Source organism: Fertoeibacter niger, assembly GCF_009380135.2.
GTDB classification, from domain to species: Bacteria; Pseudomonadota; Alphaproteobacteria; order Rhodobacterales; family Rhodobacteraceae; genus Fertoeibacter; species Fertoeibacter niger.
In genome coordinates, this window is sequence record NZ_WHUT02000009.1 from 51386 (window position 1) to 75806 (window position 24421).

The 24421-nt window shown below is 64.8% G+C and carries 20 protein-coding genes and 1 pseudogene; 13 read left to right on the plus strand and 8 right to left on the minus strand.

The genetic code is table 11. From position 1 onward, the window contains the following. The first annotated feature begins 20 nt into the window (after positions 1 to 20). The 12 genes and pseudogenes from GEU84_RS15060 (at position 21) to phoB (ending at position 15550) form a co-directional block, all read left to right on the plus strand. A complete protein-coding gene (locus tag GEU84_RS15060) occupies positions 21 to 1094 on the plus strand; it encodes an ABC transporter permease (RefSeq protein WP_152827656.1) in 1074 nt (357 codons plus the stop codon). Positions 1095 to 1099: 5 nt separating this feature from the next. Further along, on the plus strand, positions 1100 to 2788 hold the full coding sequence (locus GEU84_RS15065) for an ABC transporter ATP-binding protein (RefSeq protein WP_152827654.1): 1689 nt from the start codon (positions 1100 to 1102) through the stop codon (positions 2786 to 2788). Next, positions 2788 to 5226, plus strand: a complete 2439-nt coding sequence (gene nirB / locus GEU84_RS15070) for a nitrite reductase large subunit NirB (protein ID WP_152827652.1) — start codon at positions 2788 to 2790, stop codon at positions 5224 to 5226. The genes GEU84_RS15065 and nirB overlap by 1 nt, the downstream gene beginning before the upstream one ends. Then, complete coding sequence (gene nirD / locus GEU84_RS15075; protein ID WP_152827650.1) at positions 5223 to 5555, plus strand: nitrite reductase small subunit NirD; 333 nt, start codon at positions 5223 to 5225, stop codon at positions 5553 to 5555. Before nirB ends, nirD begins: the two co-directional genes overlap by 4 nt. Positions 5556 to 5581: 26 nt before the next feature. Continuing rightward, entirely contained in the window at positions 5582 to 8212 is a 2631-nt protein-coding gene (locus tag GEU84_RS15080; RefSeq protein WP_152827802.1) for a nitrate reductase, read from the plus strand. Between the two features lie 3 nt (positions 8213 to 8215). Further along, positions 8216 to 8989: a uroporphyrinogen-III C-methyltransferase gene (gene cobA / locus GEU84_RS15085; protein WP_152827648.1), complete on the plus strand. Its 774-nt coding sequence runs from the start codon at positions 8216 to 8218 to the stop codon at positions 8987 to 8989. A gap of 399 nt (positions 8990 to 9388) precedes the next feature. After that, positions 9389 to 10429, plus strand: coding sequence for a substrate-binding domain-containing protein (locus GEU84_RS15090; RefSeq protein WP_152827646.1), 1041 nt, complete (start codon positions 9389 to 9391; stop codon positions 10427 to 10429). A gap of 72 nt (positions 10430 to 10501) precedes the next feature. Next, a pseudogene (gene pstC, locus GEU84_RS15095) lies at positions 10502 to 11952 on the plus strand (phosphate ABC transporter permease subunit PstC). After that, positions 11949 to 13307: a phosphate ABC transporter permease PstA gene (gene pstA / locus GEU84_RS15100; protein WP_152827644.1), complete on the plus strand. Its 1359-nt coding sequence runs from the start codon at positions 11949 to 11951 to the stop codon at positions 13305 to 13307. The pseudogene pstC and the gene pstA overlap by 4 nt, the downstream one beginning before the upstream one ends. A 22-nt stretch (positions 13308 to 13329) precedes the next feature. Beyond that, positions 13330 to 14127, plus strand: a complete 798-nt coding sequence (pstB, locus tag GEU84_RS15105) for a phosphate ABC transporter ATP-binding protein PstB (protein ID WP_152827642.1) — start codon at positions 13330 to 13332, stop codon at positions 14125 to 14127. 11 nt (positions 14128 to 14138) lie between these two features. Then, the gene (gene phoU / locus GEU84_RS15110; protein WP_152827640.1) at positions 14139 to 14858 is read left to right on the plus strand and encodes a phosphate signaling complex protein PhoU; all 720 of its coding nucleotides are present in this window, start codon (positions 14139 to 14141) and stop codon (positions 14856 to 14858) included. Further along, complete coding sequence (phoB, locus tag GEU84_RS15115; RefSeq protein ID WP_152827638.1) at positions 14858 to 15550, plus strand: phosphate regulon transcriptional regulator PhoB; 693 nt, start codon at positions 14858 to 14860, stop codon at positions 15548 to 15550. Before phoU ends, phoB begins: the two co-directional genes overlap by 1 nt. 160 nt (positions 15551 to 15710) lie before the next feature. Here phoB and GEU84_RS15120 read toward each other — a convergent pair whose 3' ends face one another. Genes GEU84_RS15120 through ytfQ form a run of 6 tightly spaced genes read right to left on the minus strand, consistent with a single transcriptional unit; the run spans position 15711 to position 22583 of the window. After that, positions 15711 to 17234 (minus strand): aldehyde dehydrogenase (NADP(+)), encoded by a 1524-nt coding sequence (locus GEU84_RS15120; RefSeq protein WP_152827636.1) that lies wholly within the window; start codon positions 17232 to 17234, stop codon positions 15711 to 15713. A 47-nt stretch (positions 17235 to 17281) separates the two neighbouring features. Next, positions 17282 to 18016: a FadR/GntR family transcriptional regulator gene (locus tag GEU84_RS15125; RefSeq protein WP_152827634.1), complete on the minus strand. Its 735-nt coding sequence runs from the start codon at positions 18014 to 18016 to the stop codon at positions 17282 to 17284. A gap of 1 nt (position 18017) precedes the next feature. Continuing rightward, complete coding sequence (yjfF, locus tag GEU84_RS15130; protein ID WP_152827632.1) at positions 18018 to 18995, minus strand: galactofuranose ABC transporter, permease protein YjfF; 978 nt, start codon at positions 18993 to 18995, stop codon at positions 18018 to 18020. Beyond that, positions 18992 to 20005, minus strand: coding sequence for an ABC transporter permease (locus GEU84_RS15135; RefSeq protein WP_152827630.1), 1014 nt, complete (start codon positions 20003 to 20005; stop codon positions 18992 to 18994). Before GEU84_RS15135 ends, yjfF begins: the two co-directional genes overlap by 4 nt. After that, the gene (locus GEU84_RS15140) at positions 20002 to 21555 is read right to left on the minus strand and encodes a sugar ABC transporter ATP-binding protein (RefSeq protein WP_152827628.1); all 1554 of its coding nucleotides are present in this window, start codon (positions 21553 to 21555) and stop codon (positions 20002 to 20004) included. The genes GEU84_RS15135 and GEU84_RS15140 overlap by 4 nt, the downstream gene beginning before the upstream one ends. Before the next feature lie 56 nt (positions 21556 to 21611). Further along, positions 21612 to 22583 carry a galactofuranose ABC transporter, galactofuranose-binding protein YtfQ gene (gene ytfQ, locus GEU84_RS15145; protein ID WP_152827626.1) on the minus strand — a complete coding sequence of 324 codons (972 nt, stop codon included), beginning with the start codon at positions 22581 to 22583 and terminating at the stop codon, positions 21612 to 21614. Positions 22584 to 22770: 187 nt separating this feature from the next. On the opposite strand from ytfQ, the gene GEU84_RS15150 reads away from it, so the two are divergent. After that, on the plus strand, positions 22771 to 23031 hold the full coding sequence (locus tag GEU84_RS15150; protein ID WP_152827624.1) for a hypothetical protein: 261 nt from the start codon (positions 22771 to 22773) through the stop codon (positions 23029 to 23031). 12 nt (positions 23032 to 23043) lie between these two features. Here the strand turns inward: GEU84_RS15150 and GEU84_RS15155 are convergent, their stop codons facing one another. Continuing rightward, a complete protein-coding gene (locus GEU84_RS15155) occupies positions 23044 to 23478 on the minus strand; it encodes a DUF302 domain-containing protein (RefSeq protein ID WP_152827622.1) in 435 nt (144 codons plus the stop codon). A 24-nt stretch (positions 23479 to 23502) separates the two neighbouring features. Further along, positions 23503 to 24414 (minus strand): MBL fold metallo-hydrolase, encoded by a 912-nt coding sequence (locus tag GEU84_RS15160; protein ID WP_152827620.1) that lies wholly within the window; start codon positions 24412 to 24414, stop codon positions 23503 to 23505. Positions 24415 to 24421: the final 7 nt, after the last annotated feature.

A 24421-nucleotide genomic window follows, 5' to 3' on the forward strand; every position in this document is an offset into this window, starting at 1 on the left:
CCCACAGACAGGAGACAGCCATGACCGCCATCGATACAAACACCCTTGCGCGCGACGCCCGCCGCAGCCGCATCTTTGCCCGCATCAACAGGCTTGACGGTTGGCTGCGCGTGCTGGGCCTGCCCTGGGTCACGCCGATCCTCAAGGCGCTGGCGGGGGACAACCCGCGCGCGCAGATGAAGGACATCTGGCGGCTGCTGGGGGTGCCCTTGCTGGCCATCGGGGTTTTCCTGCTGCTGTGGGGCGTACTGGCCCCCCGGGTGCAAACCTCGCTGGGGGCCGTGCCGGGGCCTGCGCAGGTGTGGGAACAGGTGCTGGTGCTGCATGCCGATGCGGTGGCCGAGGGCGTGAAGGAAGACGAATTTTACGCCCGGCAGGACGAGCGCAACGCGCAACTGATCGCCGAAGGGCAGGCCGACAAGGTGAAGCTGCGCGATTACACCGGCAAGCCCACGTATTATCAGCAGATCTGGACCTCGATCCAGACCGTGTTCTTCGGCTTTCTGATCGCCACGACCATCGCGGTTCCGGTGGGCATCCTCACCGGCCTGTCGCCCACGGCCAATGCCGCCATCAACCCCTTGGTGCAGATTTTCAAACCCGTGTCGCCGCTGGCCTGGCTGCCCATCGTCACCATGATCGTGTCGGCGGTCTATGCCACCAACGACGGGCTGTTTTCCAAATCCTTCCTCGTGTCGGCCATCACGGTGACGCTGTGTTCGCTGTGGCCCACGTTGATCAACACCGCGCTGGGTGTGGCCAGCATCGACAAGGATCTGGTCAATGTGTCGAAGGTGTTGAAAATGGGCACCTATGCCAAGATCACCAAGCTGGTGCTGCCTTCGGCGTTGCCGCTGATCTTTACCGGGCTGCGGCTTTCGCTGGGCGTGGGCTGGATGGTGCTGATCGCCGCTGAAATGCTGGCGCAGAACCCCGGGCTTGGAAAATTCGTCTGGGATGAATTCCAGAACGGCAGTTCGCAATCGCTGGCCAAGATCATGGTGGCGGTGCTGACCATCGGCATCATCGGTTTCATCCTGGACCGTGTGATGTTCGCGCTGCAATCGCTGTTCACCTTCTCGAACAACCGGTGATGGCCATGACCCCCATTCTTGAACTTTCAGGCGTCTTCAAGGGCCATGGCACCGGAGCAGAGCGGAACGCGGTGCTGCGCAACATCAACCTGTCGGTGCGCGACGGCGAGTTTCTGGCGATCCTGGGCTTTTCGGGCACCGGCAAGACCACGCTGATAAACCTGATGGCCGGGCTGGCCCTGCCCGATGCGGGAACGGTGCGTTTCAAGGGCGCAGCCGTGACCGGCCCGGGGCCGGAGCGTGGCGTGGTGTTCCAGTCCTATTCGCTGATGCCGTGGCTGACCGTGGCTGGCAATGTGGCGCTGGCGGTGGATGCCGTGCACCGCGACAAACCAAAGGCCGCACGCGCCGCGATGGTTGCGAAATACATCGGCATGGTGGGCCTGTCGCATGCCGCCGAACGCCGTCCGGCCGAGCTTTCGGGCGGCATGCGGCAGCGGGTTTCGGTGGCCCGTGCATTGGCGATGACGCCCGAGGTGCTGCTGCTGGACGAGCCTTTGTCGGCGCTGGACGCGCTGACCCGCGCCAATCTGGCCGACGAGATCGAGGCGATATGGGAGGCTGACCGCCGCACCGTCGTGCTGATCACCAATGACGTAGACGAGGCGTTGCTGCTGGCCGACCGGATCGTGACACTGAACCCCGATGGCACGCTGGGCGCGGAATATGCGGTGACTTTGCCCCGCCCGCGCGACCGGGGGGCGATGAACCACGACGCCACCTTCAAACGCCTGCGCGCCGATGTGACCAAGACGCTGATGGACATCGGCATTTCTGCGAAAGCCGATGGCAGCCGCCTGCTGCCGCAGGTCACACCGCTGCACGCCATGCCGCGCGCCTATGCGAAAGCGGCGGAAAGTTTCACCGATGACCGCTACCTGCATTTCTCGCAGCTGCACAAGATCTATCCCACGCCCAAAGGCCCGCTGACCGTGGTGGAGGATTTCAACCTGACGCTGAAGAAGGGCGAGTTCGTCTCGATCATCGGCCATTCCGGCTGCGGCAAATCCACGGTGCTGACCATGGCAGCGGGGCTGAACGGCATCTCGAAAGGCGCGATCAAGCTGGACGGGTTGCATGTCGAAGGTGCCGACCCCGAACGCGCCGTGGTGTTCCAGTCGCCCAACCTGTTCCCCTGGCTGACCGCGAAAGAGAATGTGGCCATCGGGGTGGACAAGGTTTACCCCAAGGCCAGCCAGGCTGAGCGGCAAGAGGTGGTGGAATACTACCTTGAACGTGTCGGCCTGGCCGATGCGATGGACCGCCAAGCCGCCGACATGTCGAACGGCATGCGCCAGCGGGTCGGCATCGCCCGCGCCTTTGCCCTTTCGCCGAAACTTTTGCTGCTGGATGAACCCTTCGGCATGCTCGACAGCCTGACGCGGTGGGAGCTGCAAGAGGTGCTGATGGAGGTGTGGAGCCGCACCAAGGTGACGGCCATCTGCGTGACGCATGATGTGGACGAGGCCATCCTTCTGGCCGACCGCGTGGTGATGATGACCAACGGGCCGCGCGCCACCATCGGCAAAATCGTTGACGTGGGCCTGCCGCGCCCCCGCACCCGCAAGGCCCTGCTGGAGGATCCTGATTACTACGGCTACCGCCAGCAGGTGCTGGATTTCCTGACCGAATACGAACATGGGGCCAAACCTGCCCCCGCACCAAAAAAGCCTGATGCCAAGGAGGCCGCGTGATGTCGCAAAGACTTGTCGTGATCGGGGCCGGCATGGCCTCGGGCCGGGTGCTGGAGCATCTGTTTGAAGATGCGCCGGGGGCCTTCGAGGTTACGCTGTTCAACGGTGAGGCGCGGGGCAACTACAACCGCATCATGCTGTCGCCCGTGCTGTCGGGTGAAAAATCCTATGCCCAGATCGTCACGCATGATGATGCCTGGTATGCCGCGCACAATGTCGATTGCCGCTTTGGCGAGCCTGTGGTGAAGATCGACCGCGAGCGCAGGATCGTCTATTCCAACGCGGGTGGCGTGCCATATGACAAGCTGCTGATCGCCACCGGATCTGCGCCCTTCATCATCCCGGTGCCGGGGCACAAGCTGCCCGGCGTTGTCACCTACCGCGACCTTGACGATACCAATGCCATGATCGCGGCGGCCCGGCCCGGTGCCAGGGCCGTGGTCATCGGCGGCGGGTTGCTGGGGCTGGAGGCGGCGGCAGGCCTTGCCCTGCGCGGGATGGAGGTGGTGGTCATTCACCTCATGGGGCATCCGATGGAGCGCCAGCTTGACCCGGCCGCAGGATACTTGCTGCAAAAGGCGCTGGAGGCGAAGGGCATCACCATCCATTGCAAGGGGGCGACCAAGGCCATTCTTGGCACAGACCGCGCCGAGGCGGTGCTGCTGGAGGATGGCACGGTTTACGGCGCCGACATTGTGGTGATGGCCGTGGGCATCCGCCCGGAAACCCGGCTGGCCAATGATGCGCATCTGGAGGTGGGGCGCGGAATTGTCGTGACCGACCAGATGGTGACATCCGACCCCGACATTCTGGCTGTCGGTGAATGTGTGGAGCATGACAAGCAATTGTTCGGCCTTGTGGCCCCGCTCTACGATCAGGCCAGGGTGGTGGCCGCCACGCTGCTGGCCAACCCTGCCGCCTTCCGCCCGGTGCAGACGGCGACCAAGCTGAAGGTCACGGGCTGCGATCTGTTCAGTGCGGGCGATTTCGCCGATGCGCCCGACCGCGAGGATATCGTGTTCCGCGATCCGGCACGCGGGGTCTACAAACGGTTGGTGCTGAAAGACAACCGCCTGATCGGCGCGGTGCTGTATGGCGATACGGCGGACGGGCAATGGTTCTTTGGCCTGATCAAGGACGCCACCGACATCACCGACATGCGCGAGACGCTGATATTCGGCCCGGCCTACCAAGGGGGGGCCTCGGTAAACCCTATGGCGGCCGTTGCAGCCTTGCCGCCTGAGGCGGAAATCTGTGGCTGCAACGGCGTCTGCAAGGGCAAGATAGTCACCGCGATCAGTAGCGGTGCCGTCACGCTGGATGCTGTGCGTGCGCTGACCAAGGCGTCATCCTCCTGCGGGTCTTGCACCGGGCTGGTGGAACAGGTGATGGCGGTCACGCTGGGCGATGCTTTCGCCAAGTCCGCAGCCCAGCCGATGTGCAAATGCTGCGATCACACGCATGAGGATGTGCGCCGGTTGATCCGCAGCAAGGCGCTGAAATCCATTCCCGCCGTGATGCAGGAACTGGGCTGGAAAACGGCGGGCGGCTGCCATTCCTGCCGCCCGGCGCTGAACTATTACCTCTTGGCCGACTGGCCGCTGGAATACCGCGACGACCGGCAGAGCCGTTTCGTGAACGAACGCAACCACGCCAACATCCAGAAGGACGGCACCTATTCCGTCGTGCCGCGCATGTGGGGCGGGCTGACCACGCCGAATGAGCTGCGCGCGATTGCCGATGCCGCCGACAAATACAACGTGCCGATGGTCAAGGTGACGGGTGGCCAGCGCATCGACCTGCTGGGCGTGCGGAAAGAGGATCTGCCCGCGATGTGGGCCGATCTGAACGAAGCCGGGATGGTGTCGGGCCACGCCTATTCCAAGGGTCTGCGCACGGTGAAAACCTGTGTCGGCACCGAATTCTGCCGCTTTGGCACGCAGGATTCCACCGGGCTGGGGGTAAAGCTGGAAAAGCACCTGTGGGGGTCGTGGACGCCGCACAAGGTGAAAATGGGCGTCTCCGGCTGCCCGCGCAACTGCGCCGAGGCGACCTGCAAGGATGTGGGCGTGATCTGCGTGGACAGTGGCTATCAGATTTCCGTGGCGGGTGCGGCGGGGATGGAGGTGAAGGAAACCGAGTTTCTGGCCGCCACGGCGTCTGAGGCGGAGTGTATCGCGATCATCACCGCCTTCGTGCAGCTTTACCGCGAATCCGCCCGCTATCTGGACCGGCCGTGGAAATGGGTGGCCAAGGTGGGCCTCGACTGGGTGAAGACGCAGGTGGTGGATGATCTGGCCACCCGCGCCGCACTGGTCGAACGGTTCGAAGTCTCGCAATCCGTCTACCGCAAAGACCCCTGGGCGGAACACGCGAAACCATCCGAGCGCCCGAACTGGGGCATGCTCGCCGATCTGACGCTGGAGGCTGCGGAATGAACTGGCTGGATATCGGGGCTTTGGCTGACATTCCCGCACAGGGCGCGCGGGTGGTGAAAACGGCCCATGGCTGTGTGGCGGTGTTTCGCACTGCGGATGACCGGGTGTTTGCGATGGATGACCGCTGCCCCCACAAGGGCGGGCCTTTGTCGGAAGGCATCGTGCATGGCACGCAGGTCACATGCCCGCTGCACAACTGGGTGTTTGATCTGACAACCGGGCTTGCACAGGGGGCTGATGCAGGAGGTGTGGCAACCCATCCCGCGCGGGTGGAGGGGGGCCGCATCCTGCTGGATGCGGCGCTGCTGGCGCGGAGGGCGGCGGCGTGACGATCGGGGGCATGACGATCGGGGGCATGACGATGACGGGCACCATCCGCACCACATGCCCCTATTGCGGCGTGGGCTGCGGTGTGCTGGCCACGGCTGATGGCAGGGGCGGGTTTGACATCGCGGGCGACCCCGATCATCCGGCGAATTTCGGGCGGCTTTGTTCCAAGGGCTCGGCGCTGGGTGAGACTACGGGGCTGGAGGGGCGTTTGCTGACCCCCCGCATCAACGGGGTTCAGGCGGGGTGGGATCAGGCACTTGACCTTGTGGCAGGCCGCTTCCGCCAGACCATCGCCGAACATGGCCCGGATTCGGTGGCGTTTTATGTCTCGGGCCAGTTGCTTACCGAAGATTACTATGTGGCGAACAAGCTGATGAAGGGTTTCATCGGGTCTGCCAATATCGACACCAACAGCCGCCTTTGCATGGCGTCCTCGGTGGCGGGGCACAAGCGCGCCTTTGGCAGCGATACCGTGCCGGGCTTGTATGAGGATTTCGAGCAGGCCGATCTGGTGGTGCTGGTCGGCTCCAACCTCGCCTGGTGCCACCCGGTGCTGTATCAGCGGCTGGTCGCGGCCAAGACCCTGCGGCCCGCGATGAAGGTGGTGGTGGTTGACCCGCGCCGCACCGCGACCTGCGATATCGCCGACCTGCATCTGGCGCTGGCCCCCGGGGCAGATGCCGCCCTGTTCAACGCGCTGCTGGCCCAGATAGTGGCGCGGGGCGCGGTCGACCGGAGGTTCCTCGCCCATGTCAGCGGTTTTGCCGAGGCGCTGGTGGCGGCCCAGGCCTCTGACCCCGGCGCAACGGGGCTTGCCCCGGCGGATCTGCGTGCCTTCTGCGACCTGTGGATCGGCACCGAAAAGGTTGTCACCGTCTACAGCCAGGGCATCAACCAGTCGGCCAGTGGCACCGACAAGGTGAATGCCATAATCAACTGTCACCTTGCCACGGGCCGCATCGGCCGTCCCGGCATGGGGCCGTTTTCCGTCACAGGGCAGCCCAATGCCATGGGCGGGCGCGAGGTGGGCGGGCTGGCCAACATGCTGGCTTGCCATCTGGAACTGGACAATCCTGCGCACCGGGATGCCGTGCAGGGGTTCTGGGGCTCGCCTGCGATGCCCACGGCCCCCGGTCTGAAAGCGGTGGACATGTTCCGCGCGGTCGAGGAGGGCCGCATCAAGGCGTTGTGGATCATCTGCACCAACCCCGCCGTGTCGATGCCCGATGCCGACCGTGTGGCGGCGGCGATCAGGGGCTGCGATTTCGTGGTGGTGTCGGACATGATCGCCGAGACCGACACGACGCGGCTGGCGCATGTGCTGCTGCCCGCGACCGGCTGGGCGGAAAAGGATGGCACGGTGACAAACTCGGAACGCCGCATCAGCCGCCAGCGGGCCTTGCGCGCGCCCGCAGGGCAGGCGCGGCATGACTGGCGGATCTTGGCAGATGTGGCGGCGCGGATGGGCTGGGGCGCGGCCTTTGCCTGGGCGTCGCCTGCCGAGGTGTTTGCCGAATATGCGGCGCTGTCGGGCGTGGCGGGCACGCTTGGCAGCGATTTCGACATTTCCAACCGCGCGGAGCAGGGGGCCGATGGCTATGCCGCGATGCAGCCTTTTTTGTGGCCCGATGCGCCCGCCCGTCAGGGGGGCCGCTTTTTCGGTGACGGGCGGTTCCACACCCCCGATGGCAAGGCCCGCATGCTGCCCGTCACGCCGCAAGCGCCAAAGGCCGCGCTGTCGCCGGACTACCCGTTCCGCCTGAACACGGGCCGCGTGCGGGATCACTGGCATACGCTGACGCGCACCGGGCTTTCGCCGCGCCTGTCGGCGCATCTGGCCGAACCGTTTCTGGAGATTCACCCCGACGATGCGATGCGCCTTGGCCTCGCCCCCGCCGGTCTGGCCGAAGTGACCAGCCCGCAGGGCCGCGCCGTGCTGCGCGTGCTTGTCACCGACCGGGTGAAGCCGGGCGAGGTGTTTGCCCCGATGCACTGGACTGGTGAGACCGCACCCACGGGCCGGGTCGATGCGCTGGTGGCATCAGTTGTTGACCCGGTATCGGGGCAGCCGGAAAGCAAGGCGGCGGCGGTGCGGGTGGCCCCCTTTGCCGCGCGCTGGCACGGGTTTGCAGTCTCTGCCAGCGCGTTCCGTCCCGAGGTCGACTTTTGGGCCGTGGCCCGCACCCAGCAGGGCATGCGCGCCGAACTTGCGGGCCTGACCATGCCCGAGGATTGGGAGACGATGGCGCGCATGTTGTTTACCCTGCCTGACGCAACAGCGTTGCACGTGATCGACCGGGCGCGGGGCATCGCGCGCATCGCATTTTGTGACGGGGCCCGGGTGTTGGCTGCGCTGTTCGTGTCGCCCGAACCCGTGGCCCTGTCGCGTGCCCATGTGGCGGGGCTGGTGGGGCAGGATAGCGCGCGGGAGGTTCTGTCAGGCCGCCCCGGCGCGGGCCGCCCCGACAACGGGGCCACTGTCTGCGCCTGTTTCGATGTGGGGGTCAACCAGATCATCCATGCCATTGCGGGCCAGCACGTGACCTCGGTTGACGCGCTTGGCAAAGCGCTGCGCGCGGGCACCAACTGCGGCTCCTGCCGCCCCGAGTTGCGCGCGCTAATCGCCCGCCACGCCCCGCCCCTTGCTGCGGAGTAAGCCATGAAACACGCCCCTTTTGCCGATCGCAGCCCGGGCTCCATCGCTTTGGTAGGGGCGGGGCCGGGCGCGCGTGACCTGCTGACGCTGCGCGCGGTGGCGCGGCTGGCGGCGGCGGATGTGGTGTTTTACGACAGGCTGGTAGACCCCGAGGTGCTGAGCCTCGCCCCGCAGGCCGAGCATGTGTTCGTGGGCAAGGAAGTGGGCGCGCATTCCTGGCCGCAAGACCGCATCAATGCCGTGATCGTCGCTGCCGCCTTGCAGGGCCGCCGGGTGGTGCGGCTGAAATCGGGCGATCCGTCGATTTTTGGCCGCGCCTGTGAGGAACTCGACGCCGCCCGGAGCGTCGGCATCGCGGTAGAGATCGTGCCGGGCATCACCGCCGCCTCGGCCGCTGCGGCGGCGCTGGGGCGGCCGCTGACCGAACGGGGCGCGACCGACCGGCTGGTCATCGCCACCGCCACCTGCAAACCCGGCGATCCCGACCCGGAGCTTGCCGCGCTGCTGACCCCCGGCACCACGCTGGCGCTGTATATGGCCATGCACCGGCTGCCGCTGCTGGTGGCGCAGATGCTGGCCGCAGGCCATGACCCGGCGCTGGCAGTCGAGGTGGTCGGCTCGGCCAGCACATCGCGCGAGGCGGTGCTGCGCTGCACGCTGGCCAATCTGGTGGCGCGGGTGGCCGAGGCGGTGCTGGGCAACCCCGCAATCCTGCTGATACGCCATCCCAAGGCGGCGGCGGTCGCCACGCGGCGGGCCATTGCGCTGGTGGTCTGAAACCTGCCCACCATAGCGGTGCGTTGACTGGCGGCCTTCCACGGGGCGGCATGCGGCGACGGCCCCGAGAATCGCCGACGGGCCACACCATCCGCATTGCCGATTGCAGGCCGTTTGTTACGCCGCAGCGCAGCAGGTCGCTTTTGCCCAGCTTCCGGCAGCCAAGGAACAGCCACGGCAGAAAATCACCGGATTTGCCATGTTTTTGCTGTGCTTTGTCACCAATTCACGGTGAAAGCCGGTCTTGGCGGGCGGCAAGGGTAGCTGCGTCCTCTGCCACAAATCGGCCATTTTCATAGAACTGTTACAAAACTATTACATAAGCGTTGTGTCCGGCGCGTAACCAGACGCCGAGGCCGCTGACTGGCGTGCTGAATGGATACGAAAAGGGAGATCCACATGTCCTATATCAAGATGACCGTCTCGACGCTGGCAATTGCTGCCGTCTCTGCCGGCACCGCCATGGCGCGCGACCAGGTTCAGGTGACGGGTTCGTCCACCGTGCTGCCCTATTCCACCATCGTGGCCGAAGCTTTCGGCGAAAACTTCGACTTCCCGTCGCCGGTGGTTGAAGGCGGTGGTTCGGGTGCCGGCCGCAAGAAGTTCTGCGAAGGCGTGGGCGAAAACACCGTTGACGTTGCCAACTCCTCGTCGCGCATTTCGCAGTCCGACATCGACCTGTGCACCGCCAATGGCGTGACCGAGATCATCGAAGTGCGTTTCGGCTATGACGGCATCGTGTTCGCCTCGGCTGTTGACGGCCCGGATTTTGCGCTGACCCAAGCTGATGTTTACAACGGCATCGGCGCGCAAGTGCTGAAAGACGGCGCGCTGGTTGCCAACACCGCCGCGACCTGGGCTGACGTGAACGCCTCGCTGCCCGCGCAGACCATTCTGGCGCTGGTGCCCGGCACCAAGCACGGCACCCGTGAAGTGTTCGACGAGAAAGTGATCCTGCAAGGCTGCGAAGATTCGGGCGCGTTTGCCGCTTTCGCCGCTGCCAACGCCGGTGACGAAGACAAGGCCGAAGAGCTGTGCATGGAACTGCGCACCGACGGCACGTCGATCGACATCGACGGCGACTACACCGAAACGCTGGCCCGTCTGGAAGCTGACAAGAACGCCCTGGGCATCTTCGGCCTGTCGTTCTACCAGAACAACACCGACAAGCTGCGCGTTGCAACGATGGCTGGCGTCGTTCCCTCGACCGAGTCGATCGCTTCGGGCGAATACCCCGTGTCGCGCCCGCTGTACTTCTACGTGAAGAAAGCCCACATCGGCGTGATCCCCGGCCTGAAGGAGTATGTGACCTTCTTCATGTCGGATGACATCGCCGGCCCGAACGGCCCGCTGGCTGCCTATGGCCTGGTGTCCGACCCGGAACTGGCCGCCACCCAGGCGATGGTGGAAGCCGAGACCCCGATGGGTCCGCTGAACTAAGCTGACTGAACGCCGGGGCGGTGCCGAAAGGTGCCGCCCCACTTCTTTTCATTCTTGCGGACGGGACAGCCGATGTCGGTTCTTTTGCTGCTAGTCGTGATCGCCGTGCTGGCTGTGGCGGGCTATGTGCTCTGCCGTCAGCGCGCCATGGCCTCGGTCCAGGGGAACCCTCGCGGGTTGCATTCCCTTCCGGTCTATTATGGATGGCATGGCGCCATCATGGTTCTGCTGCCCGCATTGGCCGGGCTGGCGCTGTGGCTGCTGATCCAGCCGATGGTCATCGAAAGCCGGATTTCCGCGCAGCTTCCGCCCGAAATGGTGGCGGATGGCAGCTCGCGGGAACTGGTGATGACCGATGTGCGCCGCGTGGCGGGTGGTCTGGATACCGCTGTGGCCGTGGGTGCCATGACCGAGCAGGAAGCGGGCATGATCCGCACCGAGTTTACCAACGTGCGCGACCGCCTTGCATCTGTCGGCGTGGCGCTGGGGTCGAATGTGTCGCCCGCCGTGCTGGCCGCCGCGCAGGATTACCGGGTAATGGCCTCCTATGGCACGATGGGCCGCAGCGTGTTGGCGCTGCTTCTGGCCATCGGCGGTTTGGCCTATGCGGTCATGGCGACCACCAAGGATTTTCGCGCCCGCAACCGGGTGGAATCCGTGGTCCTGGGGCTGCTGATTGCAGCCTCTTCCATCGCAATTCTGACCACGGTGGGCATCGTCTATTCGATGCTGACTGAAACGTTCAATTTCTTTGCCCAGTATCCCTGGCAGGACTTCTTCTTCAGCCTCACCTGGTCGCCCAACTTCCGCGGCGGGTCGGATCTGGGGATCATCCCGCTGATCTGGGGCACGATGTATATCAGCCTGGTGTCGATGATCGTGTCGGTGCCCGTGGGTCTGTTCGCCGCGATCTATCTGGCGGAATATGCCAGCAAGCGCACCCGGTCCTGGGTGAAACCGCTGATCGAGATCATCGCAGGCATCCCGACCGTTGTGTTCGGCCTGTTCGCTCTGGTGACGGTCGGCCCGCTGCTGCGTGACTACTTTGCCGAACCGCTGGGGCTGGGCAATTCGGGCTCGTCTGTCATGACCGCCGGTCTGGTGATCGGCATCCTGAACATCCCGTTCATCTCGTCGCTGTCGGATGACATCATCAACTCGGTGCCGCAGTCGATGCGTGACGGGTCGCTGGGTCTGGGTGCCACCAAGTCGGAAACCATCCGCCAGGTGGTGCTGCCCGCAGCCCTGCCCGGCCCTGTCTGATGGCCGCCAGCCGTGCCATCGGTGAAACCATGATCGTGGTGATGGGCGCCGGGGCCGCAGCCAAGCTGAGCCTCAACCCCTTCGAGGCCATGACGACGATGACCGTGAAAATCGTGGGCCAGCTGACCGGCGATACCGACTTTGCCGCGCCGGAAACGCTGGTTGCCTTTGCACTGGGGATGACACTGTTCGTCATCACGCTGGCGCTGAACATCTTTGCCCTTGTGATCGTGCGCAAATACCGGGAGCAGTACGAATGACCGACGCAACCGCATCGGGGATGGCCGTTCCGGCCGGGCGCCCGAAATCGTCGCTGCTGGCGCAGACCGCGCTGATGAAAAAGCGCAATGCCTCCGAGGCTCGCTTCAAGTTCTATGGCGTCGCCGCCATTGTGCTGAGCCTCTCTGTGCTGGCCTTCATGCTGTGGACCATTCTCAACGATGGTGTCTCGGCGTTCTTTCAGGCCAAGCTGTCGTTCCCGCTGGAGCTGACCGCCGAAACGCTTGACCCCGAGGGCAACCGCAACCGGGACGAGATGGCCAGGGTGACAACCATCGGCTATGGCAGGGTGCTGACGACCGCCTTTGCGACCGAGCTTGAAAAGCGCGGTATTGCCGTTGAAGGCGTGTCCGAAAAAGACATCTCGGACATGATCTCGAAAGACGCTGCGGGTGATCTGCGTGCCACGGTTCTGGCCAACCCGCAGATGGTGGGCACGACGATTGACGCCACCGTTCTGGCCACAGGCCGGATTGACGGCTATCTCAAGGGCCGCGTCACCATGGAAACCGCCGAGCGCGACAGCAATGTCACGCCGCAACAGTTGCAACTCGCCGATGCGCTGCGCGATGCGGGCATCCTCGGGTCATCTTTCAACTGGGATTTCATCACCAGCCCCGATGCGTCGGATCAGCGGCCCGAAGCTGCGGGTCTGGGCGTGGCCATCATGGGGTCGGCCTACATGATGCTGCTGGTGTTGATCACCTGCGTGCCGATCGGTGTTGCCGCTTCGATCTATCTTGAGGAATTCGCGCCAAAGAACACCTGGACGGATGCGATCGAGGTGAACATTTCCAACCTTGCTGCCGTGCCGTCAATCGTGTTCGGTATCCTTGGTCTAGCGATCTTCATCAACTTTGCCGGCATGCCGCAGTCTTCATCGCTGGTTGGTGCACTGGTTCTCAGCCTGATGACCCTGCCCACGATCATCATCGCCACCCGCGCCAGCATCAAGGCCGTGCCGCCGTCGATCCGTGACGCGGCGCTGGGGATCGGCGCATCCAAGATGCAGACGGTGTTCCACCACGTTCTGCCGCTGGCCATGCCGGGCATCCTGACGGGCACCATCCTGGGCCTGGCTTCGGCCCTGGGCGAAACCGCGCCCCTGCTGCTGATCGGCATGGTCGCCTTTGTCGACAACTACCCGGCTGCCTCGGTCGCCGGTGTGCTTGACCCCGCGACCGCCCTGCCGGTGCAGGTCTATGGCTGGGCACAGCGCGCCGACCCGGCTTTCATCGAACGCTCCTCCGGGGCGATCATCATCCTGCTCATCTTCCTCGTCGCTATGAACGTGCTGGCCATCCTTCTGCGCCGCCGCTTCGAGCGCCGCTGGTAAACCCGGACGGAAAGGCCAAGCCATGAACGACATGAGAATAGTGGAGAGGACCGTGGATACTCAGAACACCAAGATCACGGCCCGGGGCGTGCAGGTGCATTACGGCACATCGCATGCGATCAAAGACCTGAACGTTGACATCCTCGACAAGACCGTGACGGCCTTTATCGGCCCGTCGGGTTGCGGCAAGTCCACGTTCCTGCGGTGTCTGAACCGGATGAACGATACGATCGCGGTCTGCAAGGTCTCGGGCGAGATCAAGCTGGAAGGCGAGGATATCTATGATGCCCGCGTTGACCCGGTGCAATTGCGCGCCAAGGTCGGCATGGTGTTCCAGAAGCCGAACCCGTTCCCGAAGTCGATCTATGACAACGTGGCTTACGGCCCGAAAATCCACGGCCTGACCCGCAACAAGGCGGAACTGGACGAGATCGTGGAATCGTCGCTGAAAAAGGCCGCGATCTGGAACGAGGTGAAAGACCGCCTCAGCGCCCCCGGCACCGGCCTTTCGGGTGGCCAGCAGCAGCGGCTGTGCATCGCCCGCGCGATTGCCACCAGCCCCGAAGTGCTTCTGATGGACGAACCCTGCTCGGCGCTGGACCCCATCGCCACCAGCCAGGTCGAAGAGCTGATCGACGAATTGCGCAGCCAGTTCTCGGTGGTGATTGTCACACATTCCATGCAGCAGGCCGCCCGCGTTAGCCAGAAAACCGCCTTCTTCCATCTGGGGCATCTGGTGGAATACGGCGAAACCGGCCAGATCTTCACCAACCCGCAAGACCCGCGCACTGAATCCTACATTTCCGGCCGGATCGGCTGACGGGAGGCATCATGAACCAAGAACCCCACATCGCCTCGGTCTTTGACCGGGATCTGGAGGCCATTCAGGCCATGATCATGAAGATGGGCGGGCTTGTCGAAGCCGCCATCCTTGACTCGTCGCTGGCGCTGGAAAGCCGGGATGAGGAACTGGCCGACAAGGTGCGCAAGGCCGATGCGGCGATTGATGCGCTGGAAGAGCAGATCAACACCGAGTGTGCCCGCGTGATCGCGCTGCGCGCGCCCACGGCCAGCGACCTGCGCACCGTGCTGACCGTGATGAAGATCGCGGCCAGCCTGGAACGCTGCGGTGATTATGCCAAGAACCTGGCAAAGCGTTCGACCGTGCTGGCGCAGATGCAGCCCATCGGCGGCTCGGCAGGGTCGATCCGCCGGATGGCCAAGGCGGTGGAACTGCTGCTGAAGGATGCGCTGGACGCCTATATCCAGCGTGACGCCGTGCTGGCCGCCGAAGTGCGCGAGCGCGACCGTGAAATCGACCAGATGTATAACGCATTGTTCCGCGAATTCCTGACACATATGATGGAAGACCCGCGCAATATCACCGCCTGCATGCATCTGCATTTCATCGCCAAGAACATCGAGCGTGTGGGCGACCATGCGACCGGCGTGGCCGAACAGGTGATCTATCTGGTGACGGGGGCCCTGCCCGAAGAGGCGCGTGTGAAGGGCGACATCACCTCGTCGATCCGCATTGAGGGTGGCAAGTGATGGCAGCGGCGGAACAGCCTGTCGTCCTGCTGGTCGAGGATGAGCCCGCGCAACGTGAGGTTCTGTCCTACAACCTTGAAGCCGAAGGTTTTCGCGTGTCACAGGCCGCGAATGGCGAAGAGGCGCTGCTGCTGGTCGATGAAGTTTCGCCGGACGTCATCGTGCTTGACTGGATGCTGCCCAACGTATCGGGCATCGAGGTCTGCCGCCAATTGAAAACGCGCCCCGAAACCCGGGGCGTGCCGATCATCATGCTGTCGGCCCGGTCCGAGGAAGTGGACCGGGTGCGCGGGCTGGAAACCGGCGCCGATGACTATGTGATAAAGCCCTATTCGGTGGTCGAACTGATGGCCCGGGTCAGGGCGCAGTTGCGGCGCACGCGGCCCTCGTCTGTGGGTCTGGTGCTGGAATATGTGGATATCCGGCTGGACCCGGAAAGCCACAAGGTGTTTCGCGCCGACAAGGTGCTGAAACTGGGGCCGACCGAATTTCGCCTGCTGACCACTTTCATGGAAAAACCGGGCCGGGTGTGGAGCCGCGAACAGTTGCTTGACCGCGTCTGGGGCCGCGACATCTATGTGGATACCCGCACGGTCGATGTGCATATCGGGCGGCTGCGCAAGGCGCTTTGCCAGTTCGGCGGCGACGACCCGCTGCGCACCGTGCGCGGTGCGGGTTACGCGCTGGGATAGGCCTGCGCCGGTTCGTTGGTGCATCCTGCATCTATGACAGACAATCAGCCCGTTCGCGCCGCATCTGGACGAACGGGATGATTTTTTTGGGAAATCGTGGTTCGCCGCGTCAGATCGTGCGGGGCCGGAGTGTGCGAACACCCGGCCCCGCACGCCTTGGTCAGGCCTGTTCGCGCAGGTCGTCGGGCAGCAGCGCCTCGGGCAGGTTCTGATAGCAGACCGGCCGCAGGAAGCGGCGGATCGACAGGGTGCCGACCGAGGTTGCGCCAAAATTGGTTGATGCGGGGTAAGGCCCGCCATGCACCATGCTGTCGGCCACCTCGACCCCGGTGGGGAAACCATTGGCCAGCACCCGCCCGGCCTTGCGTTCCAGCACCGGCAACAGGCGGCGGCCATGCGCCGTATCGCCCGCATCCAGATGCAGGGTGCAGGTCAGCTGCCCCTCCAGATGTGCGGCAAGCGCCAGCATCTCATCCGCGTCGGTTACGGTCACGATCAGGCCAAGCGGGCCGAACACCTCTTCGCCCAGGGCGTGATTGGCCAGCCATTCCGCGCCCGTGGTGCGGAACAGATAGGGTGCCGCGCGACGCTGGTCGCAGGGTGTCGCCACCAGCGCCTGCACGCCAGACGTGCCCGCGATGCGTTCGCTGCCCTGACGGTAGGCGGCGGCGATGCCGTCGGTCAGCATGGTCTGGGGTGCCACGGGTTGCAGCGCCGCCGTGGCCGCAGTTGCAAAAGTTTCGGCGTCGGGGCCAGCGATCACCACCGCAATGCCGGGGTTGGTGCAGAACTGGCCCGCCCCCATGGTCAGCGAGGCGGCCCAGCCCGCCGCGATCTGCGCACCGCGCGCGGCCATCGCCTCGGGCAGCAGGAACATCGGGTTCACCGAGCCCAGTTCGCCAAAGAACGGAATGGGTTCGGGACGCGCGGCGCACAGGTTGAACAATGCCCGCCCGCCACCCAGTGACCCGGTAAAGCCCACCGCCTTGATCGCCGGATGTGTCACCACAGCCTCGCCCACGCTGCGGTCGCCGCCCTGAATCAGGCTGAACACGCCCGCAGGCATGTTGCAGGCGATCCGCGCGGCATGCACCGCCTCGGCCACGATCTCGCCCGTGCCGGGATGGGCGGAATGGCCCTTGACCACCACAGGGCAGCCCGCCGCCAGCGCCGCCGCCGTGTCACCGCCCGCCGTGGAAAAGGCCAGCGGAAAGTTTGACGCGCCAAACACCGCCACCGGGCCGATGGGCCGCTGCATCATGCGCAATTCAGGGCGCGGGGCGGGCTCGCGGTCGGGCAGGGCGGCGTCGAAACGCCGGTCAAGGTAATCGCCCGCCAGGATATGCGCCGCAAACTGCCGCAACTGGCCGGTGGTGCGCCCGCGTTCGCCGTTCAGCCGCGCCTCGGGCAGGCCGGTTTCTTCGGTGCCGATCTGGGTGATGGCGGCTGCGCGCGCCTCGATCTCGTCGGCGATGGCGTTCAGGAAGGCGGCGCGTTCGGTGCGGGTTGTGGCGGCATAGGCGACGGCACAGGCCTCGGCCGCACGGCAGGCGTCATCCACCAGCGCGGGCGATCCCACGGCAAAGTCATGCGCCGCGCCATGTGCGGGGGATGAGGTAAAGGTGCCCGGGCCGGAAACCCAGTCACCCGCGATCAGGTGCTTGCCATGGGGGGTGAATGTCATGGTGGTGGTCCTTCTTGTGGGTCGGGGGAGGAGTGCGGCGGGGCCGGTCATGGCCCCAGCGCGCAGGCTTCGTCAATGGCCAGAATCTCGGCCATGGCGGCGGCGGCGGCGGGTGGGGCCTGACGCTCCACCGCGCCCAGAAGTGTGGCGTAGGCTGCCTGCTTTTCCGCCGCGAATTCGGTGTCGCCCCGCGCCAGCCTTGGCACCAGCGCGCGCACAACGGCAAATTCGCACAGGGCATTGGCCGCGCGCAACAAGGGGTTGGCACTGGCCTCGCCCAATGTGCGGTGCAGTTCGAATTCCGCCTGCGCAAAGGGTTCGGGCATGGTGGCGACCGTTTGGCGCTGGCCCAGCCAGTAGAACAACTGGCGCAACTGGTCGGCGGTGCGGTGCCTTGCGGCCAGTTCGGCGGTTTGCAGTTCCAGCGTGCGGCGCACATCGAAAAATGCGTGCAGAAAGGCGGGTTCGGGCCCGGCATCGTTCATCCAGGCCAGCACCTGGCGGTCAAACAGGTTCCAGCGGCTGCGCGGCAGCACGCGGGTGCCCACCTTGGGGCGCGCCTCGACCAGACCCTTGGCCTCCAGCGTTTTCAAGGCCTCGCGCAGCACGGTGCGCGACACGCCGTAAGCGTCGATCATCTCGGCGTCATTGGGCAGGATGGTGCCCACCTTCATCCGGCCCGACACGATGCCCAGCCCGATTTCGCCGATGACGAAGGAATGAAAGTTCCGGGCCGCCTGCCTGCCTGCGAGCGTGCGGATCAGGCTGCCGGGTTCACTCATCTCACGCTTTCCAGAGGGCCTTCCGTGACGGTGCCGACGCCGAGAAGATCAGGCGCTGCAAGAGGATGAACATGAACAGCAGCCCGCCGATGACGATCTTTGTCCACCAGCTCGAAAGTGAGCCGTCAAAGACGATATACGTCTGCACCAGCCCCTGCAACAAGACCCCGATGAAGGTGCCGGCAATGAAACCGTAACCGCCGGTCAGCAGCGTGCCACCGATCACCACGGCCGCAATCGCGTCCAGCTCCACCCCCACGGCCGACAGCGAATAGCCCGCCTTGGTGTAAAGCGAGAATACCGCCCCGGCCAGCCCCGCCAGCGTGGAAGACAGCGTATAGATCAGGATCGTGGTGCGCGGCACCGGCACGCCCATCAGCGCCGCCGACGTGGGGTTGCCCCCCAGCGCATAGACCGCCGAGCCAAACCGCGTGCGGTGCGCCAGCAAAGCCCCCAGCACGAACACCGCCACCATCAGCCCGCCAATCACCGTGATCCGCCCGCCACCCGGCAGCAGAAGATAGGTCTGCGACACGGCGGTGTAGAAATCATGCTTGATGCCGATGGAATCGGGCGAGATGACCGAGGCCGCGCCCCGCGCCAGAAACATCCCCGCCAGCGTCACGATAAAGGCAGGCACCTGCAGATAGGCAATCGCGGCGCCCATCGTGGCCCCGAATGCCGCCGCCACCACCAGCGCCACGGCAAAGGCCGCCAGCGGGTGCAGACCCGCCCACATCACCAGCACCGCAATCAGCACGGTGGTGAATCCGATCACCGCGCCCACCGACAGGTCAATGCCGCCTGCAAGGATCACGAAGGTCATGCCCACCGCCGCGATGCCCAGAAAGGCGTTGTCGGTCAGAAAGTTGCCCAGAACACGGGTGGAAAGCAGCCCGGGGTATTGCGACACGGCCAGCGCATAGGCCAGCACGAATATGATCGTCGTGGCCAGCAGGGGGCGAAGCGAGCGGTTCATGGCATCGTCCTTTCGCGGGGGGCTGTCTTGCGTTTCGGCATCCGGCGGGCAAAAGCCTCGGCGGCCAACGGCGATTGCAGGATCAGGATCAGGATGATGATGCCCGCCTTGACCATCAGGTTGAACTCGGGCGGCAGGCCGGAAATCAGGATGCCGGTGTTCATCGCCTGGATGATCACCGCGCCCAGCACCGACAGCGGGATGGAAAACCGCCCGCCCAGCAATGACGTGCCGCCGATCACCACGGCCAGAATGGCATCAAGCTCCAGCCACAGGCCCGCGTTGTTGGCATCGGCGCCCCGGATATCGCCCGCCACGATGATGCCCGCGATGGCCGCGCAGAAGCCCGCAAAAGCATAGGCCCCGATCAGCAATAGCCGCGCCGGAATGCCCACCAGCCGGGCGGCACCCTTGTTCACGCCCACCGCCTCGATCATCAGCCCCAGCGCGGTGCGGCGCACCAGCAGCGTGGTCAACAGCAGCAGCGCCAGCGCGATCACCACGGGCATCGGCAGCCCCAGGAAGGCCCCCGTGCCGATGTAGATCAGCACCGGGTCGGAAAAGGTGACGATCGACCCTTCGGTTATCAATTGCGCCAGCCCCCGCCCTGCCACCATCAAGACCAGCGTGGCCACGATGGGCTGCATGTCCAGATATGTGACCAGCACGCCGTTCCACAGCCCGCACAAAAGCCCGGCCGCCAACGCCGCCGTCACCGCGACAATCGCGGGCTGCCCGCCAACCACCAGCGTTGCCGCCACCGCCGCGGCAATGGCCATCACCGCGCCGACCGACAGGTCAACGCCCTTGGTCGCAATCACCGCCGTCATGCCGATGGCGAGGATGGCGACGGGCGCGCCCCGGTTCAGCACGTCGATCAGACTGCCGAACAGGCGGCCGTCGCGCCATGTCAGGTCAAAGAAATCGGGGAACAGCAACCAGTTCATCAGCAGCACGGCAACCAGCGCCGCAACCTGAGGGCGCAGGAAAATGCCGGAAAGGCGGGTCATGGCGTCTCCTCTGGCGTCTGGTCGGGTGCCGCTTGTCCGGCGATGGCCTGCACGATTGTCGCAGGGTCGATCTGTTCACCGCGCAACTCGGCCACCATCTGCCGCTCGCGCATCACCACGATGCGGTTGGAATAGGCCACCACCTCGTCGAGCTCCGATGAAATCACCAGCAGCGCCAGACCATCCTCGCGCAGCCGGTTGATGGTGCGCACAATCTCGGCATGGGCGCCCACGTCGATGCCGCGCGTGGGCTCGTCCAGGATCAGCACGCGCGGATCGGTGGCCAGCCAGCGCGCCAGAATCACCTTTTGCTGGTTGCCGCCCGACAGCAGTTTCACCGCCATGTCGTGATGCGCCGCACGTATATCCAGCGCATCGGCAAAGCGGCCCGCGATATCCACCTGTTCCTCGGTCGTCAGCATGCGGAACCAGCCCAAACGGGCCTGCAAGGCGATGATGATGTTCTCGCGCACCGACAGATCGGCAAAGATGCCGTCCAGCTTGCGATCCTCGGGGCAAAAGCCGAAACCTGCCGCCACGGCCTGCGCCGGGCTGCGCAGCGCGAACACCCGCCCGCCCATGCGCACCATGCCGCTGTCGGCCAGATCGACGCCGAACATCAGCCGCGCCATTTCGGTGCGGCCCGACCCAAGCAGCCCGGCCACGCCCACCACCTCGCCTTCATGCAGCGTCAGGGTAAAGGGGTGCACCTTGCCCGCGCGCCCGATGCCGTCGAATGTCACCACCGCGGGCCCCGTTTCCGCATCCGGGCCGCCGCCGATGGCATGGGCAAAGCTCAGATCCTTGCCCAGCATCATGCGCACCACCTCGGTCTGCGACAGGCCCGCCAGCGTTTTCGTGCCTACCAGCCGCCCGTTGCGCAGCACTGTCACCCGGTCGGCCAATGCAAAGACCTGATCCAGAAAATGCGTGATGAACACGATGGCAAGGCCCCGCGCCTTCAGCGCCCGCACCACATCAAACAGCTTGTCCACCTCTACCCGGTCAAGGCTGGCGGTGGGTTCGTCCAGCACCAGCACCTTGCCCGACAGTTCCACCGCCCGCGCGATGGCCACAATTTGCTGGATCGCCACCGAATAGCTGCCAAGCTCTGCCCGCACGTCGATTTCCAGCCCATAGGCCGCCAGTATCTGCCGCGCCTGCCGCTCGATCACGCCTTTGCGCACCAGGCCGAAGCGGGTCGGCTGGCGGCCAAGAAACAGGTTTTCCGCGACCGAGCGGTTTGTCAGCAGGTTCACCTCCTGATAGACCGTGCCGATGCCTAGGCCCTGCGCCTGCTGGGGGTCGCGCAGATGCACGGGCTGGCCTTCGACCAGCACCTCACCCGCGTCGGGCTGCAACGCGCCGGTCAGTATCTTGATGAGTGTGGATTTTCCGGCGCCATTCTCGCCCAGCAGGGCATGCACTTCGCCCGCGCGGGCCTCGAAATCCACGCCATCCAGGGCATGGTGCTGGCCAAAGATCTTGCCGATCTGCCGCGCCTGCAACAGCGGCGGGGCAGCCGCCTGCGCCCCCTGAGCCTGTGCCATGTCATCCCCCCTCCGGTGGTGGGCGCGGGGCCGAACCCCGCGCCGCGCGCCTTGTGTCAGTAGCCCAGACCCTTGCGGCGGTCATATTCACCCTGCGGATCATCAGCCGGAGTATACAGCTTTGATTCCGTGATGATGAATTTTTCCGGCACGGTGCCACCGTTCAGATAGGCATCCAGTGCTGCAAAGGCGGGGCCGGCCATGTTCGGGGTCAGTTCCACCGTGGCATTCGCCTCGCCTGCCACCATGGCGGCAAAGATATCGGGCACGGCGTCGATCGACACCACCAGAATGTCGGTGCCCGGCTTCAGGCCCGCATCCTTGATCGCCTGAATGGCGCCCACGGCCATGTCGTCGTTATGGGAGTAGACCGCGCAGATGCCCGCGCCGCCGCCTTCGGCCTTGATGAAGCCTTCCATCACTTCCTTGCCCTTCGACCGGGTGAAATCGCCGGTCTGGCTGCGGATGATCGACACATTGGCCGCACCCGCGATGCCTTCTTCAAAGCCCTGTTTGCGGTTGATCGCGGGGGATGAGCCCACGGTGCCCTGCAATTCAACAACCTTGCATTCCTTGTCGCCGACCGCGCCGACCAGCCATTCGCCCGCAACGCGGCCTTCCTTGACCTGATCCGACGCAACCGAAGTCAGATACAGATCTTCCGGCGCTTCGATGCCACGGTCCAGCAGCACCACGGGAATGCTGGCTTCCTTGGCTTCGGTCAGCACCTCTTCCCAGCCGGTTGCAACAACCGGGGCCACCAGAATGGCATCGACACCCTGGGCGATGAAGCCACGGATCGCCTTGATCTGGTTTTCCTGTTTCTGCTGCGCATCGGCGAATTTCAGGTCGATGCCCAGCCGTTCGGCCTCGGCCTTCGTCACCGAAGTTTCGGCCGCACGCCAGCCGGATTCAGACCCGATCTGCGAAAAGCCCACGACCTTGCCGCTGAGCCCCTGCGCCAAAGCGGATGAGCACAACAGGACGGCCAGCCCCCCTGCGAGGGCAGTTTTATGAAGAATTGACATGTTTCCTCCCTGGAACATCGCGTGCCCTCCCGGCAGAGGCGATGCAGAGAACGCTAACAAAAGTAATACTATATGTAAACGCAGAAGTGATCAGCCCGGTATTGTGGCCCGGCGCGGCGCCATTCTGCCAAGGTGGCAGATGCAGAGCACTGATTTTTAGGGGAATTTGCAGAAGCAACCGGGCAGTTTGCGCAGCCTCCATGCGCAATGCCTGCACCATCGCCTTGCGGTGGCCTGTTTGGCCGACTCTTCGATGGCGAGTTTCGCGTTCAGAAGACCGGAACGAACCGGTGCAAAGCCAGCCGTGGCCGGGCTGTTCCCGGTGCTGGGTGCTGACCTTCAGGCAGCTGCAAATGGCATTCGCGCCGATGGCCGTGACCTCGGCTTACTTCTGGAACGATTGACCGACATGGCCTTTGATCAGGTGCTGGGCAAGGTCAGGGGCTGATGGCCCTTGCCGTCACTCGCCAACCGCCTCGCGCGCGATGTCGTCAAGAAGGGCCTGCACCTCTTGCATCGGGCCTTCGGGCAAGTGGCGGAACCCGATGGCGACCTGGCCATTCTGGTCGGTGATGAAGATGCCGTAAGGGCAATGCGCGATGTTGAGCGGGTCAGCCTCCATCACCTTGCGCGACAGGACAGCCGAGCAGAACAGGAACACATCTGCACTGTCAAAGACGGTCACGGCGCTGCCGACGTCCGCGCCGGTGCGGTTCAGCATGTCGCCCACATGGCTGCGGTAGTCGATGACCAGCCCCTTGCCGATGATGGCGGATTCGACGGCAAAGGCCGCATCGTCGAAGCTGCCTTCGAAAGGATAGGTGGTTGCATCCTGTGCCAGCGCGGCGGGGGCGCCGAGGATCAGTGCCAGAAGCGAGAGTTTCAGTCTGTGCATGGTGCAACCTTTCAGATGGGGTTCTCAGACAGCTTCCACAAAACGGTATCCGGTTTCGGCCCGCTCCACCCTGCCGATGCCGCCCCCCGGCAGGTGGTAGCCGATGATCGCGTGGCCATCGCTGACCAGCCTGTCGAGAAGGGCGACACGCGTGGCCGCCGCAGTCGCGGCGTCCTGATCCGAGCCGGAGGCCCATTCGGGGCGCTCGAACGCGACGTGATGGTTGGCGATGCAATCGCCCAGCACCGTGGCCGGGCTCGGCCCCGCGATGTCGAATGCCATGTGGCCGGGAGTATGGCCGGGGGTCAGACGGGCGGCGATGCCCGGCAGGGGTTCGTCACCATCGACCAGAAGGCGGATTCTGTCGCCGATCAGCGCCAAGCGGCGCGCGGCACCAACGGCAAAGGTCGCCCGCGCCTCGCCAATGCTGCTGACGGTGTCAGGATTGGTCCAGTAGTCGAACTCGGTCTGGCCGATCATGTAGGCAGCGTTGGGAAAGACGGGTTCGTCAAAGTCATCCAGCAGGCCCCAGAGGTGATCGGGGTGGCCATGGGTGAACAGGACATGGGTGATGTCATCGGGGGTCAGGCCAATGGCCTCCAGCGCCTCGGCCAGTTTGCCGGCCGAGGGTTGAAAATCCGGACCCGCGCCGACGTCGAACAACACGGTATTGGTGCCATCGCGCAAAAGCGTGACGTTGCAGGGCGGGGTCAGCTGATCGGTGGGCAGGCCGTAGCGGGCGGCGATGGCCTGCACTTCCTCTTGCGGCATCCCGCCAAGGATGAAGTCACCGGGCAGGACAAGATTGCCATCCGACAGCGTGTCGATCTGCGTAGATCCAAGGGTCAGCGTGCTGGCGGCCCACAGGCGGCGCGGCGCCATCGGGGCGGCAAGGGCGGCGGCAGAGGCGGTCAGCAGGTGGCGGCGGGTCAGCATGAGTTCT